This is a genomic window from uncultured Alistipes sp., assembly GCF_902388705.1.
GTDB lineage: Bacteria > Bacteroidota > Bacteroidia > Bacteroidales > Rikenellaceae > Alistipes.
Window position 1 is genome coordinate 15,144 of sequence record NZ_CABMQJ010000010.1, and the last position, 14,502, is coordinate 29,645.

Sequence of the window (14,502 nt, forward strand, 5' to 3'; positions counted from 1 at the left end):
AAGTGTCGGGTTCATCAGGTCATAGGCAGGTGCTTTAAAATTGTTTTTTACAAAATTAAAGGTTCGGTTACCTCGGGATAATATGCCAAATGACGGTTGACTGTAAGAAAATGATAATAATTGAAAGCGGGTTTCAAGAATGCCAAAACGCCATGCATAAATAACAAATCCCGCTCTATGCGCAAACTTTCTTCCGATTAAATTTGCTGAAAGCCGTTTCGGCACCGCAGGCACCCGGCGCGGCGTCCTTTTCACCGGACACACTTAATCCTATTATTACAAACAATTACAAACCGACATGAAAACCATCGACTTAATCCGCAAGACGCTTGTTCTTCTGTTATTTGTTTCCGGGCTCCGGCAGGCATGTACCGCCGCGACGTGGGAACCGACCATCAACAAGGTGGTCTGGCAGGGGGATGTCAAACGACTCATCCTGCTCGTGGAAACGAAAGAAAGGCCTTTCTACACCCCGGATGCCAACCGGGAGTACGACCGAATGCTCAACGGCGAAAACTACACGGGTATCGGCTGCGTGGGCAGTGCCCGCCAATTTCTGATCGACAACTCCGGCGGCAAGTTCCGGCCGCAATTCGTCGTGGTAGGGCCCCTCACCCTGTCCAAATCCATGGGCTACTACGGCGGCAAGCCCCAGCCCGGCGAAGGAAACGACGGTGACGTGGGAAAACTGGTCATCGAAGCCTGCAAAATGGCAAAGGAACAATATGGAGTCGATTTCTCGGAATTCGACTACAACCACGACGACAAGGTCGACAACGTTTATCTGTTCCACTCGGGGCCGAACGACACCTCCATACCGACTCCCTGGCCGCACGCTTCGGGCGTAGCGGGCGGCGGCCTGGTGCTCGACGGCAAACTCGTGGACAGCTACGCCATTTCCCAGGAAATGGCTACCGAAACCATACGGGGCGCCTACTCCACGTTTCTCCACGAATTCGGACATACGTTGGGATTGACCGACGATTATTCGGGACGTCTGGGTAAATTCTCGATCTACTGCGACGGCACCTTCAACGGAGGCACCATCCCGGTAAATTTCAACGCCATGGAGCGGCTGATGCTCGGCTGGCTGGACTACGAAGTGATTGATCGGGAGGGTGAATATACGCTCGAGCCGCTCGCCAGAAACAAGGGATTGCTGCTGAAAACGAACAACCCCGACGAATACTTCCTCTTTTCGAACCGCAGCAACGGCGGTGACATCACGCCGTGGGATTCGTTCTTCGAATTCGGCGGCATGCTGGTATGGCACATCGACCGCTCCGACAACATCGTGACATGGCCGGACGGCAGCGGCACCCGCTCCAATACGGCAATGGGCATGTGGGGCATGAACGCCCCCAACGGCGCCCCCTCCCACCCGTGCCACGAACTCGTCGAGGCGGACAATCAAAACGCCCCGGCATCCTACCGTGCGGGAATGTATTATCCCGGAAGCCGGAACGTGACGGAACTCAACTCCAAAACACATCCGGAATTCAGAACCTGGGCCGGGCTTCCGGTCGGAGTCGAAATTTCAAATATCAAACAGCAGGCCGACGGCAACATAACGTTCTCGGTGAAACAAACCAACACGGCGTCGTTGAGCGTGACGGTGAAAAACAGCGAAGGCAAACTGATGATTAACACGTATGTGAGCCTTATGCCCGTAGAAGAATCCGAACGGCAGTCGGCTCTGGTAACCCGCGGCCTGACAGCGACCGGGCAGCGGATAAGCGGGGACACAGGACTCTCCGGAACCTGTCTGTTCACCGACATTCCAGCCGGTAAATACCAATTACAGGCCGACAAGGAGGGGTACCTGATCTACTCCGGATACGTCGATGTCGTCCGGGGCGACAATTTCCGGGAAATCACCCTGCAAGCGACCGGCGAGGTCGGAGGAACGAAGCTGAAGTGGTATCAAGGAGAGAATTTCCAAGGGATTTTTTTCGTTCCGAACCAAATCAGGGCGGCCGGCTGGGACAGCAGCGATCTTTCGGCGTATGTCGGGAATGCACTCCAGAAAGTCAACATCCAGCTGGGCGGGGAAGGCAACGTCGCCGACCTGTATGTTTTCATAGACGATGAGGTGGTTTACTGCGAACCGATGGAAAATATCGTTACGGACGGCTTGACGACGGTCGACCTCTCCTCCCGAAACATTCGGATCGAACAGGGCAAGAGCCTGAAAGTAGGCTATCTGCTGCACTCCGCGGCGGGATGGCCTTCCACAGCCGACCACGGGCCGCAGGTCAACGGCAAGGGAGGCCTGATATCGACCGACAACGGCAAGTCGTGGCACATGACCAACGACCTGGGAATCAATTGGGTGATATCGATCGTCCTGTTCGACGACGTGGATGTTCCCGTGGAAAAAATCGAATTCGACGCTCCCTCTTTCGAAATGGCCGTGGGCGACGAACTCGCCCTGCATGCGAACATACTCCCGATCAATGTCCAAAACCGCCGCGTGACGTGGGAAAGCAGCGACGACGCAATCGTTGCGGTAGACAAACAGGGAAAACTGACTGCGAACGCCACGGGCTCGGCCTTGATTACGGCTACCTCCGTCCAGAATCCGGAAGTCAAGGGCGAATGCCGGATATACGTAAAAATGAATTCGGGCATGGTCGACATCCTCCCCTACCAACGCGAAGCCAAAATTTCATGGCCCGGCTACAACCCCGATACCCAATGGCAGGTGCGCTGGCGCCGCAAAGGCGACACGGACTACCTCTCGGCCCCCGTTCAGACCGCGACGTCACTCTACATCAAAGGATTGCTGCCGGACACCGAGTACGAGGGCACCGTTGCGGCGGCAGGCCATGAGGAAACCTCGCCTGTCGAGTTCGGTTTTCTGACGAATCCGCTCACCTCGGAATATCCCGTAATTCCACTGACCAAAAGAAGGTTCGGCATCGGGGAAGCCATTCCGCTCGTCGCTTCGAATATCGACGAGGAGGGTTGCAAGATCGTCTGGAAACTAAACGGAACCGCACTCGACGAGGACGAGCACGTCTTCACCGAATCCGGCCCGTGCGAATTACGGGCGGAAATCACACGCGAAGACGGTTCGACAGAAGTACTTATCAAAGAATTGGAAATCACGAAATAAAACACCACGACCATGCTGAAAAAAATCATTTTTACGGTTGCCGTCCTTGTTGCGGCGACAGCCTGCAAGGATAACGAGGTCGATGCCGGCCACTCGTACGCGCTGCTGAAAAAGGAGGTACCTGGCGTGTACGACAACGAAAACAACCTGTTCATCTACGACAACGACATTTATCAACTTGCGTTCAACACCCGTCACCGGAGCTTCCGCATCCAGAATACGTCGCAAAGCCGCTACATATCCTGTACATTGGATGCCGATCCCGTCGTCGACAAATACGTATCCGTAACCGTGGAAACGCACGGCATATCGAGCTTCCCCTCACAGCAGATGCAGGCATTGGTGCTGAAACACGATCAGGGCAAAGTCTGGCTGTGGAACGCGGAAACAAAAATCGGGCTCATACTCCGGCTCGAATAACCGGACGGCAACGAATCGGCGCCGTCTTCCCGCACGACGGCAACCCGCACAAAAAAGCCCGGAGCCTATGCTCCGGGCTTTTTCATCGCCGGCTCCCGGCGGCAGGTTATTCGGGCATGCTCACGACATCCACACGCACGGGCCCGAGAAGCCCGCCGTCACGCAGCGGCTCGTCGGGCGACGGCCACCGTATCACCCAGGTTTTACGCTCTTCCGGGGCCTTCCCGGCATCGTACACCAGCCGGTTGAACCAGGTGTTCGTCACGTCGACGACGAGGGTATTTTTTCCGGGGCGCAGATAATCGGTAATCTCCACGCGGTACGGCGGCGCCCACAACGTCTGCACGGGACAACCGTTCACCGTAACCGCGGCAATCATCTCGACCCGGCCCAAATCGAGCACATACGAAAGATTACGCCCGGTTTCGGGCATCTCGAACGTCGTTTCATAAACGGCCGTCCCGGAAAACGCCCGCCCCTCCTCCGGAATATCGAGTTCTTTCCAGGGTTTGAGTTCCGACAGTTTCAACTCCCCGGGAGCACCCCAGCCCGCAGGAAAGCGCAGTGTCCAGTCATGCAGCCGCGTTGCACCCAGCGCCACCCACCGTGTCATATCCGGACGCAGCGGCTCCGAGGTATCCGCATCCCGCCGGAACACGACGTAACACGCCCCCGACTGCGGCAAATCCAGCATCACGCGGGTACGTCCGCCGGATGCCGAAGCCTCGGCGAGGCGCCTTTCACCGGTCGCAGGATTCCATATCTCGGCGCGGCCCGTGCAACGGAAATCCATCGTGCCGGAAAAGCCCGCGCCTTTCTGCGGACATACGAAATACCAGTCCGCACCCTCCGTGCGGCGGTGTGCCCAGAGCGCATCGCCGCGGACATCGGGAGCAATGCCCGCCGCGGCAAGCGCTTCGGCGACGGGCAGGCCCGAGATCACCCGGCCGCGGCCGACTTTCCGCACGCCCGGGACATTGCTGCCCCAGATACCTTTCACGGCCTTGTCGAAACGCCGCTGCGCCGCTTTACCGCCGTTAAGCGTCGCAAGCCCCTGCGGGGCATCGCCGATGACGGTGGCGCCGCTGCGGACAAAAGCCAGTATCTTTTCGAGCGTTTCGGGCAGCATCCGGCAGTTATCGGGCAGCCAAAGCACGCTGTATTCGATGCCGTCGGGCGTTACGAACCGTCCGTCTTCGACGCGGAGGCGGTTCATCAGGATATCCGGATTGCAGTAGTCGTATTTGTAGCCCCGCAGCAAATCGGGATCCTGATCGGGCTTCGGACTCAACTCGTCGCCCAGGTACCAGATGATGTCCGACACGGGCCGGCCGCGCTCCATCATATAACTGCAACGGGCGAAATAGTCGTTGATGGCGGGCATATGCTTCCACCAGGTCTGCCCGCGCAGGAAAGGCGTACCGATGCCCGGCCCGCCGAACGAAGTGCCGGGAGGCAGGAACGGCCGCTGCGGATTGTGCGTATAGGTATGGTAGACAAGATGCGTAACTCCCTCGACGAGGTTGGTGTTGGCCACCTCTTTCAACATGCTCCAATGTTCGTCCCACGTATGGGAAAACGACGTGAAAGCCTCGGCCGCAACGCGGGGTTTGCCGTAGAATCGGGCGGCCGAGGCCGTCGGTTTTATCGGTTTGAAATTCAGCGACCCGACGAACCCGTCGGTAAAGGGCTGCCAAAACTCGCACATCGGCACGTCGGCATATTTATAATATTCGAGGATGTCGGCCGGGAACACGTCGCCCGCCGCCGTTTCGTAGGTGATGGTCAGTCCCCTCTTTTTCGCCAGCCCGGCCATCGTCCCGTAGAAATTCTCGACGAACAGGTCGGAAATCGTTCCCCGCCAGTCGCGCAGGAAGCGGGCCGTAGTTTCCTGGTCGCCGACCACGAACCCCAGAACGGCAGGCAGCCAACTGCGCAATTCATAGTCGTTCTTCTTTGCGAACTCCGCCTCCATACCGGCTGTCCAAGTCTGCGTTTCGCACTCCCAGCTGTCCAGCAGCATGCCGCCGAGAAGCCCGCCGGCAAGCGGGCCGTCGTTCAGACGTCCGATATACCCTGCAAACTGGGCTTTCGCACCGTCGGGCGAGAGTTTGTTGCACTCCCACCCCGTTCCTTCGGGCGGGGCGGGCGAATTCCGCCGCCCGGTGTTGACATGCCCGATGCGCAGAATCGTCCAGCGTCCTTCGGGAACGGTCCAGTCCAGCGTACCGTCGTCCTTCATCGAAGCCGTAATATCCACAATCCGCTCCCGGGAAACATATGCGGCCGGATTCTGTACCGGATGAGCATTCGCGCGCTCCAGGTTGCGGAGCGTCCACCCCGCCTCGGATTCCCAGCAGTTCTTCCGCGCCGCGGTATAGAGTTTCAGCGAGCGGAGCGTCATATCGTACCGATTTACGATTGTAATCCGGTATTTAGCGGTCGCAATGCCGTCGGAACAAGCGAACGAAACCGGCGTATTGTCCTGCGAATTGGCCGAGGGCACCTCGCCGTGCATGACCTGCGTAACGCTTCCGTCCGGAGCGACAGCCTCGACGGTCAGGGTTATCCCGGGCTCGTAACAGCGGGGATGGTTGATGCTGTTCATGCTCGGCAGTTCGATGGTACGGACGACGACCGCCTCGGGGAACGTGACCTCAATCCGTACGGGGTCGCCCCTGTCGCAGGGCGGAAGCTGTGCAAAGCTTCCGTTCGCAGCGCAAAGCACCTCTTTCCACGGCGCCTCGCGGTTGCTTTCGACCGACAGGGGTTTCAGGAAATCGCCGGTATCGTCCAGCGGCGTCGGAAAAGCGAGCACCGCCACATCGCGGTAATCGCGCCACGTTTCCCGGCCGGCCGCCGCAACGGGCAATGCCACACCCGTATCCCCCGCCGCGACATCCGTGCGGCTCCACACGAGGTGCCGCATGGCATTCGACGGCTCGATCCACGGGCCGCCCGAAGTAGCCCAGCCCGAGCAGTTCTGCATCGTAAAACGCAGTCCCAGCCGCCGGGCTTCGCTTGCGGCATGCTTCACCACGTCGTCCCACGTCGGGCTCAACGCCGTAATCTGGGGCTCGACGCCCGGCCACGGGCCGCCGAACTGTCCGTGGAAAAGTTGTACACCGGAAATTCCGGCTCCGGCTATCGCCTCGAGGTCTTCCGTGATTCCCGCAGCCGACACATTGCCGCCGATAAGATGGAACCACGTCTGGGGATAGTTGATTTCAGGCGGTTTCGCGAAAGCGGAAACATCTTCCGCCCCGAACGGACGGCGCAGTTCGTTCATATCCGGCACGGCAGCCACCTGCCCGAAGGCTGCCGGGGCGGCCAAGGCGGCAAACAGCACGGCCAGGGCTTTGTTTTTGAAATTCATGGTATCTGATATTAATAAACAACTCACTCGGGCGGTTACCGCACCAGCGGAAACTCGGAAATGCGCAGCGTCGTACAGCCGTACGGAATCAGTTCAATCTCCTCTTCCGGACAGGGGGTCGCACCTACGGAATACGGCAGGGGTCCCGCCATTTCGTTGTACAGCGTCCAGCTCGGAATCTCGCGGGCTTTCATCCGTATGCGCACCGGGGCTCCGTCGGGATTCCAGAAAAAGCGGCCCTGTTGTTTTTCCTTATCCAAAGATACGAAAAAATGCTCTCCGGGGTGCTCGGCAGCACGTGCGACAATCCCGTAATTCCATTTGTCCGCAGAGGTCACTTCGCAATATTCATCGCCGAACTGCGCGGCGGCGCCGCCGAACGACTTTTTCTCCCACTTTTCCCGCATGGCGAGCGCATATACCAGCGGCCCGCGCTCCACAGCGACGGAATTTTCGTACCAGCGGCTCGTTCTCACTTCCATCGGCAAGCGGAGCACCAGCCGATCGCCGTCGCGCCACTCCCGGTCGAGAACGGCTATGGCGCCGCCGCGGGGATTCTCTATCCGCTCCCCGTTCAGGCTGATTTCCGCCCCCTCGCACCAGGCGGGAATCCGCAGGTGGAACGGGAATTTCACGGCGGCTTTCCGCCCTGCAATCCGGAGCGTGAAGCGGATTTCCTCCTCCACCGGATAGGCCGTATCCTCGGTGATTGTCACTTGGCGTCCGCCGGCTTCCAGTGTAACTTCGGAGGGCGAATAGAGCATCGCCGCAACCCCGTTACCGGGCGCGGCATACCACAGATTCTGCGTAAACTTGGGCCACCCCTGGTGCATGTTCGAAAAGCAGCAGGGATACCCCGAGAGCGTACCGAAAACGATGTCCGTCCCGGCATGGTTGGCATCCTCGTAGAAGTTGTGCGTATGGCGGGTGACCATCACCTGGTTGGGCTGCTGGAAATACTGCTTGTGCATGAAATCGTCAGTTACCTGCGCCGGCAGGGCATTGAAAGCAATGCGCTCGAGGTGGTCGGCAAACCCCACGTCGCCCGTGATTTCGGTCATCTTCTCGAGCGAATACATCAACTCGACCGCCGAACACAACTCCGAGCCCTGCGTGGGATTGTTGCCGTGCAGGCCTTCGTCGCCGCCGAACATGCCCTGCGGCTGGCCGTGCAGCAACCGGAGATCCGACAGCCCTTTTTTCACCGCTTCGATATACTTCGGGTCGGGATGGTGCTGATAATAAATTACCGGCTCCTTGATGCCCTGCGCCAGATTGACACAGTGGATGGAGCCGAAGCATTTCAGGTCGTCCGAACAAAGGAACATCCGGGTAAAATCGTGACCCTGGCTGTGCAGCAGGTCGCCCAGCTCCAGCAGGAACCCGTCGCCCGTTATGTTGTAAAGCCAATAAACGGCCTGTAAATTGTCGCACTGCCGGTAACGGGCCCAGAAAGTCCAGTGTCCCAGCGGTTTCTCGGGCAGGGTTTTCAACTGGTAGCGGAAATAGCGGGTCATGAAGCCGACTACCCGTTCGTCGCCCGTCGCAGAATAGTATTGCTGGAGTATCTTCAGCACCACCATCCGCGGCCACCAGTCGGCCGAGTTGTCCCGCTGCAGGCCGGGTTCATAGGGATAATCCTGCGCAGGGCCGAAATAGCCGTCCTCGCGCTGGCTTCGCAACGCCCACTCCACCCAGGGCCGCACCTTGGCCTTAAGCTCCTCGTCATCGAGGATATAGGCCAGCGGCAGCAACCCGTCAATCCAATAGGGGCCGCGCTCCCACTGGTCGCCGTCGCCGCCCAGCCAGCCGTTGCGCGGTCCCATGACCGCGGGATAGAGCCGATCCATCTGTCCGGTGGCACCCGATCGCTGGCGTTCCAGCATTTCGAGCAGCCACCCCCGTGCGCGGATAGCCCCGAGCGGCAGTTCTGCATAGGCTTTCGGTGCCAGCGGCGCCCGATTACAGACATAGGACGCCGCATCCCCGCCCGCCGCGAAACCCGCAGCGGGAAAAAGGGCGAACGCCAGCAACAGTGTTTTCAAACAATTCATATCGTATCGGTTTTTGTCTTTCGGTTTTTGCCCTGCGGCGTAATTTTCGTCTTTTCGAAGAACCGCACCCGCACCGGGCCCAGCAGGCCCGAAACCCGCATGTACTTCCCGGCATCGGGAGCGTCGTATTTGCTGATATTGCTTCGGGTCGTCCGCTCCCCGGGCGGCAGTTTGCCGTCCCCAATCAGCCGGTTGGGCCAGAGGTTCACCACATCGACCGACAGGCTGTTGCGTCCCGCCCTGACATACGGTGTTATGTCGACCTCATAGGGGGAGCACCACGAAACTGGAAACTCGTGGCCGTTCAGGCGAATCACGGCCACATCCTGCACATTGCCCAAATCCAGCACGATTTTTTTATCCCGAATCTGCTTTTTATCCAGGTCGAATTCATTTTCATAAACCGCTTTTCCCGAGTAATACCGGATCAGGGGTTCGGACGATTCGGTCCACGAAACCAGCCGGCCGAAAGTCACGGGCTCTGTCGGACCCCATGCAGGATCGAAGCGCACGCGCCAGTCGCCGCCCACGGTCATCTCCGCAGGCAGGTTTTCCGCCCCGACGGCAGAGGTATTCCCGTTAGACCAGTAAACGGTATACTGTCCCGGGTCGGAAACAACGGCATAAATCTCCTCCCCGGCCTTTTCGAACCCGACGGCCGGATAACGGACCGACGGCCGCTGCGGAAAGAGCGTCCCGCCGCTGCGGTCGACCCGTACGATGTGCTCGCCGCCTGCGCCGTCCGCCGTGAATACGACGAATACCGAGCCCTCGGGAGCGAAGTGCATGGGAATGTACGTGCAGTCGTCTTTCTCGTAATAGCAGACGACGGGGGTAATCTCGCCCGTGTGCGGATTCCAGAATTCGGGTCTTTTCCCCGCCACCCGGAAACGGCACTCCACCTGTTCGAAACGGTCGTACGCAACGGGCAGGTAGCGGTAGTAATAGTCGTTTATGCCGTTCATCGCAAAGCGGTTCGTAACGAAATAGATATCCTGCCGTTCCGTTGCCCGGTGGATATAATCGAGCCGGGTCGCCGGGTCGTCGGACACATACGAGAAATCGGAAGGTGCCCGGAGCGACGCCAATACATGGCTCAACTTCTGCCCGCGGATGACGCGGCCCTTGCCGTAAACGTTCTCGGTGCGGTTGACACCGTCCAGCCAGCTGCCCGCATTGCACCGCCACATACGGTTCACGATTTCGTTCAGCTCCCCATCGCCGTCGGGATAATGCGCCAACCCGGTCGTCCGCCGCGGCGGCTCGCCGACGAGCACCATGCCGTCCAGTACCAGACGCTCGATTCTGCGCATTACGTCGAGGTCGATCTGTTCGAGGCGGGGCAGCACCAGTATCCGGTACGACATTCCGTCCGGAAGCACCAACCGGCCGTCCTCGACCGACAGGCGGTTCAGAATCACGTCTTTCGAACATTTATCCCAGTCGTAGCCGGGCTCCAGGTCGGTCACTTCCTCTTTCAGGAAGACCATGTTGGGAACGTCGTCGCCGTTGTAATAGAGTACATCGGCCACGAAGAGTCCCTGCTGGAGCAGATACGAACAGCGGTCGATGTAGCCGACGAAATCCCCCGCCTGCTCCCACCACGTCACGTTCGGATTGAGGTGCGTGCCAGCGAAATATTCGATTCCGGGCGTTCCGTACTCCTCGGGCGAAGTGGTGAACGTATGCCATACGAGGCGGTTGACGCCCGAACAGAATATGCGGTCGACAAGCCCTTTCAGGTCGCGCGGGGAGCGTTCCCAATGCGGCCCGATGCTGGTCGGACCCTCGGCCTCGACGAACCGCTTGCCGTTGGTATGCGCAGCGCAGGCGCTCTGCCGCACCGACAGGCGTGCCTGTTCCGAAGCGACGTGCGACGTGGAGCGTGCCCAGTATTCGCCATGGGGAATGTCGCAGGCGCCCATCACTTCCAGCGCGTCGACCGGGGTATAGCACGGGCCTCCCGCCTCGGGGTCTATCAGCATGCCGTTCTCGTTGGCCAGTTCCCGGAACAATTTGTAGTGGTAGTTCAGGATGCAGTCGCTGACCGTACGGCGGATATCCTGCAAGAAACGGTTCGACACTTCGGGGCTGTCGACGACACGGCCGGTCATCACCGGCAGGTAACTCCAAAGGTCGTATCCCCGGAATTTGCGGAACTCTTCGGGAAAACGGTTCGTCCAGTTGACGACTCCCATTTCCCAGCTGTCGGTCAGCAGGAACTTGACGCTGTTGCCCTCCTCTTTCGCCGCACGGATCAGCGGTTTCAGCACGTTGTCGCTGTATGCTTCGAAAGCCTCGGGATTCAGGTGGTCGAGCGACAGGCCGCTCCATCCGTCGCTCGAAGTCGAAGTATGGGCCCCGGTGCAGGTCCAGCCGTAGCGGAGAATCGTCCATTCGCCCGCAGGGGCATCCCATTTCAGCGTCCTGCCGTCGAAAAACTCCGTCAGGTCGAGAATCTCCCCTTTCCGGAGGGGTTCGGCACCGGAGTCGTAATAAAAATCGGCGCTCAATTTTTCGAGCGGAAATATCTCCTGAAATCCCAGGCCGCTGAAAAACGCCTTGGCCGACCAGTTCGGAATGGCGGCATCTCGCATCGGCGTACCTTCCGGGGCTTTTCGCACCGCCTGCACGCAGACATCCTTATACATATACCACGTCGGCGGCTGCGCCAGCGCCAGCTCGACCCGGCAGCCTCCGTCGACATCGGTTTCCGACCAGGTCAGTTTTTTCAGGGCCAATTCCGGCGTAATAAACGGTCCGCCGGGATTCCAGCCGCTCGTCGCATTGACCGCGAGGGCAATTCCCAACCGGTCGGCCTCGCGCACGGCATGCCGGTAGAGCTCCATCCATCCGGGCGAGAGGAACACTTCGCCGGGTTCGGGTTTGCCGGTCACCTGGTTGAATCCCCCGGCATCGATAATCGAAGCCGAGCCGTACCCTTTGGCTTTCATCTGCTCGAGGTCGCGGGTAATCGATTCCTTGGTGGCCACACCGTTCAGCCACCACCAGTAGCACGACATTCCGGCCTCGCCGGGCGGCGCTGCGAATTTGCCGGCCAACTCCCCGGGAGTGATTTTCGTCACGGGAGCCAGGCTGAAATCGGCCTGCGCCGAAACGTCCGTCCCGGCAATTACCGACAGAAAAAGAACAATTGAAAAGATTCGCATATCATCGACATTTTTAGGTTTCGTCCATTCGGCATTACAGCGCCTTGTACAGCCCCTCGTGTTTGACCGTCCACCCTTTTTTCGGGAATCCGGGAGCATTGTCCGAAGGCGCACCGTCCCAACCGGCAGCCATCATCGCCACGGCGTACAGCAGTCCGCCGTTGCCCGGGAAATAGGGGAACGGGGCTCGGCCGCCGCCGACCAGCCCGCAGGCATCGAAATCGAACGCCGGATAGTCCAGCAGGTATGCGACTGCCATTTCGGGTTTTCCGAGCCGCGCGGCGCACATGGCGAGCATCGGGAAATCCCATCCCCAGGTTTCGTGCAGTTTCCATTCGCGATGGACTTTCATCAGCGTACGCTCCATCGTGGGAATGTCCACCCCGTCGCCGGGCAGCATGCCGTAGGCGCCGATAAGCGCCGGGTGCTCCCAGTTGTAACGCGTCCACATCTGCTCGATATTCTCCCACGAAACATATACGCCCTCCTGCACGGGCAGCGGCGAAAGTTTGTCGCACACACGTTCGTATTCCGCTTTGGGAGCCATCTCCAGCCGTTCGCGCCATTCGCAGGCGATACGCAGGCCGGTGAGCCAGTAGCTCAATTCGAACGTCGGATTGATTGTCGTCCGCGGATCGGCGTTCTCACCCACGACCTGCAACGGGTATCCCAAAATATAACGGTCTTCCGCCTCGTTGTAATGAGCATACGAAGCCATGAAATCGGCGGTTTCGAAAACCACGTCCCGCCATTTTTCGAGCGTTTCGCGCGTGGGATGCTGCCGGTATTCGAGTTCGGCATAGAAAATCGGGTGCGGCTGCTGCCAGATAAGCAGCGCCGTGGTTTCCAGCGGCCACTCCCACCATGCATGGTCGCCGATGGTCTTCGGCCAGCGAGCCCCCTCATAGCCCTGCAAGGCGGCCTTCCGCCTGTAGGTTTCCAGGTTGTCCGGGAAAACCTCCATCATGCGGGAGGCCATCTCCCAACGCCCCCACAGGGCGTAATGGGTGCAGTGCCACCAAATCATCTCGTGGTGGTACTTGCCGTACCAACCGTTGTTGACAAGGCCGCTCTCCTGCGGCGGAAGCGATCCGGCCTCGTTCACGGCCATCACGTACTGCGAAAGCACCACACGCCGCTCGAGCTCTTTCCAGCGCGGGTCGGTACTTCCCGAGAGGTCGACAGCGCCGCCGCTCTCCCAGAACTCCTGCCAGTGCCGGACACTCGCTCGTACAGTCTGCGCAAAAGTAGGGATTGCGGAGTTGCCGACAACCTTGTCGAAGCAGACAACGAAACTTATCTCGTGCGCGTCGGTCGCGGGAAACAACTCGTAGGCGTGTTCCCGCACCTCGCGCAGCACGGCACCGTTGTCCCAGGCTATATGGACATCGTAATTCGTGTCGCCGAGGGTGCGGTGGAAGCTGGCCCGGTGATCGCCGGGCGCGAGTTCCGTCCGGTGCCTGCCGGGAGAGTTCCAGTCGGCGGCACTGCCGAACTCCGCATTCGACGGAAACGGGAAACGCAGAAAAACGCCGATCGTCCCGTCGGCCACCTTCTCCGACGTAATCCTGACGGCCACGGCATCCCTGTCCGGATGCCCGACGGTGGTCACGGTCACCTCCCGGCCATCGATATTGTAACGGCTCGTCGCCGTGCCCGTCCAGAGGTCGAGCCGCTGCACGGGATCGGCAAGGTCTTCGGGGGCGGCGCGCGTGCCGTCGTCTTTCACCAGTATAAGTCCCATGCGTCCGAGGTTAATCCGTTGGGGATTCCGCACCATCCAGTCGCGCAGTTCGCCCTGTCCGGGATTCGGAATGTCGTACCGCACCATGCGGCCCTGCGCATTCCATTCCGCGCCCCGGAAATCTTCGGGGCGCTGGCCCTGCGGCAGCGGAAAACGGTACCAACCCCAGTTAGACATCGTATTCGCGTTGTCGGAGAAAGTCTGCAGTCCGCTGATGTCGAACCCGAATGCGAACTCCCCGTTCCCGACCTGCAACGGGCCCCGGAGGCCGCATTCGCGGATTTCGGGGTTGTGCCGCGTCACGACCGCTTTCCGGTCTATCTTCTTTGCGGCATGGACAGGAGCGGCCAGCATCAACGCGGATACGAACAAAAGGGCGGCATTCGCCTTGGCGTTCCGGAACAGGCGCCCGGACAGGATTCCAACAGTCATATCGAATCGGGGTTAAGTTAGCATTCTATTACAACGGTTCGGAACACTCCGGCCCGAAACCACACGGAACACGGCCGGAACCGATTTTTCCGAAATACAAAAATGCCCTTTATTTTCAAAACAACAGCCGGATAAATTGATTTTTAGTCTGTGTATTTTGACCGAACGGTTTTCCGGCTGCGCACTGC

The 14,502-nt window shown here is 59.4% G+C and carries 6 protein-coding genes; 2 read left to right on the forward strand and 4 right to left on the reverse strand.

Annotated features, from left to right (window positions below; genetic code table 11):
* The first annotated feature begins 298 nt into the window (after positions 1-298).
* Together QZT71_RS05045 and QZT71_RS05050 are read left to right on the forward strand one after the other, a co-directional pair.
* Complete coding sequence (locus tag QZT71_RS05045; RefSeq protein ID WP_295913364.1) at positions 299-3,118, forward strand: M6 family metalloprotease domain-containing protein; 2,820 nt, start codon at positions 299-301, stop codon at positions 3,116-3,118.
* Between the two features lie 12 nt (positions 3,119-3,130).
* Positions 3,131-3,538, forward strand: a complete 408-nt coding sequence (locus QZT71_RS05050; RefSeq protein ID WP_295913366.1) for a hypothetical protein — start codon at positions 3,131-3,133, stop codon at positions 3,536-3,538.
* 106 nt (positions 3,539-3,644) lie between these two features.
* Here QZT71_RS05050 and QZT71_RS05055 read toward each other — a convergent pair whose 3' ends face one another.
* From QZT71_RS05055 to QZT71_RS05070, 4 genes are read right to left on the reverse strand one after another with little or no spacing between them, the layout of a single operon-like run.
* Entirely contained in the window at positions 3,645-6,914 is a 3,270-nt protein-coding gene (locus tag QZT71_RS05055; RefSeq protein WP_295913368.1) for a glycosyl hydrolase, read from the reverse strand.
* 35 nt (positions 6,915-6,949) lie between these two features.
* Complete coding sequence (locus QZT71_RS05060; protein WP_295913370.1) at positions 6,950-8,968, reverse strand: beta-L-arabinofuranosidase domain-containing protein; 2,019 nt, start codon at positions 8,966-8,968, stop codon at positions 6,950-6,952.
* Positions 8,965-12,138, reverse strand: coding sequence for a glycosyl hydrolase (locus QZT71_RS05065; RefSeq protein ID WP_295913372.1), 3,174 nt, complete (start codon positions 12,136-12,138; stop codon positions 8,965-8,967). Before QZT71_RS05065 ends, QZT71_RS05060 begins: the two co-directional genes overlap by 4 nt.
* 34 nt (positions 12,139-12,172) lie before the next feature.
* Positions 12,173-14,314 (reverse strand): hypothetical protein, encoded by a 2,142-nt coding sequence (locus QZT71_RS05070; RefSeq protein ID WP_295913374.1) that lies wholly within the window; start codon positions 14,312-14,314, stop codon positions 12,173-12,175.
* Positions 14,315-14,502 lie beyond the last annotated feature (188 nt).

Coding starts and splice junctions, on each gene's coding strand:
- QZT71_RS05045 (WP_295913364.1), top strand. CDS start 299: ATGAAAACCATCGACTTAATCCGCAAGACGCTTGTTCTTCTGTTATTT.
- QZT71_RS05050 (WP_295913366.1), top strand. CDS start 3,131: ATGCTGAAAAAAATCATTTTTACGGTTGCCGTCCTTGTTGCGGCGACA.
- QZT71_RS05055 (WP_295913368.1), bottom strand. CDS start 6,914: ATGAATTTCAAAAACAAAGCCCTGGCCGTGCTGTTTGCCGCCTTGGCC.
- QZT71_RS05060 (WP_295913370.1), bottom strand. CDS start 8,968: ATGAATTGTTTGAAAACACTGTTGCTGGCGTTCGCCCTTTTTCCCGCT.
- QZT71_RS05065 (WP_295913372.1), bottom strand. CDS start 12,138: ATGCGAATCTTTTCAATTGTTCTTTTTCTGTCGGTAATTGCCGGGACG.
- QZT71_RS05070 (WP_295913374.1), bottom strand. CDS start 14,314: ATGACTGTTGGAATCCTGTCCGGGCGCCTGTTCCGGAACGCCAAGGCG.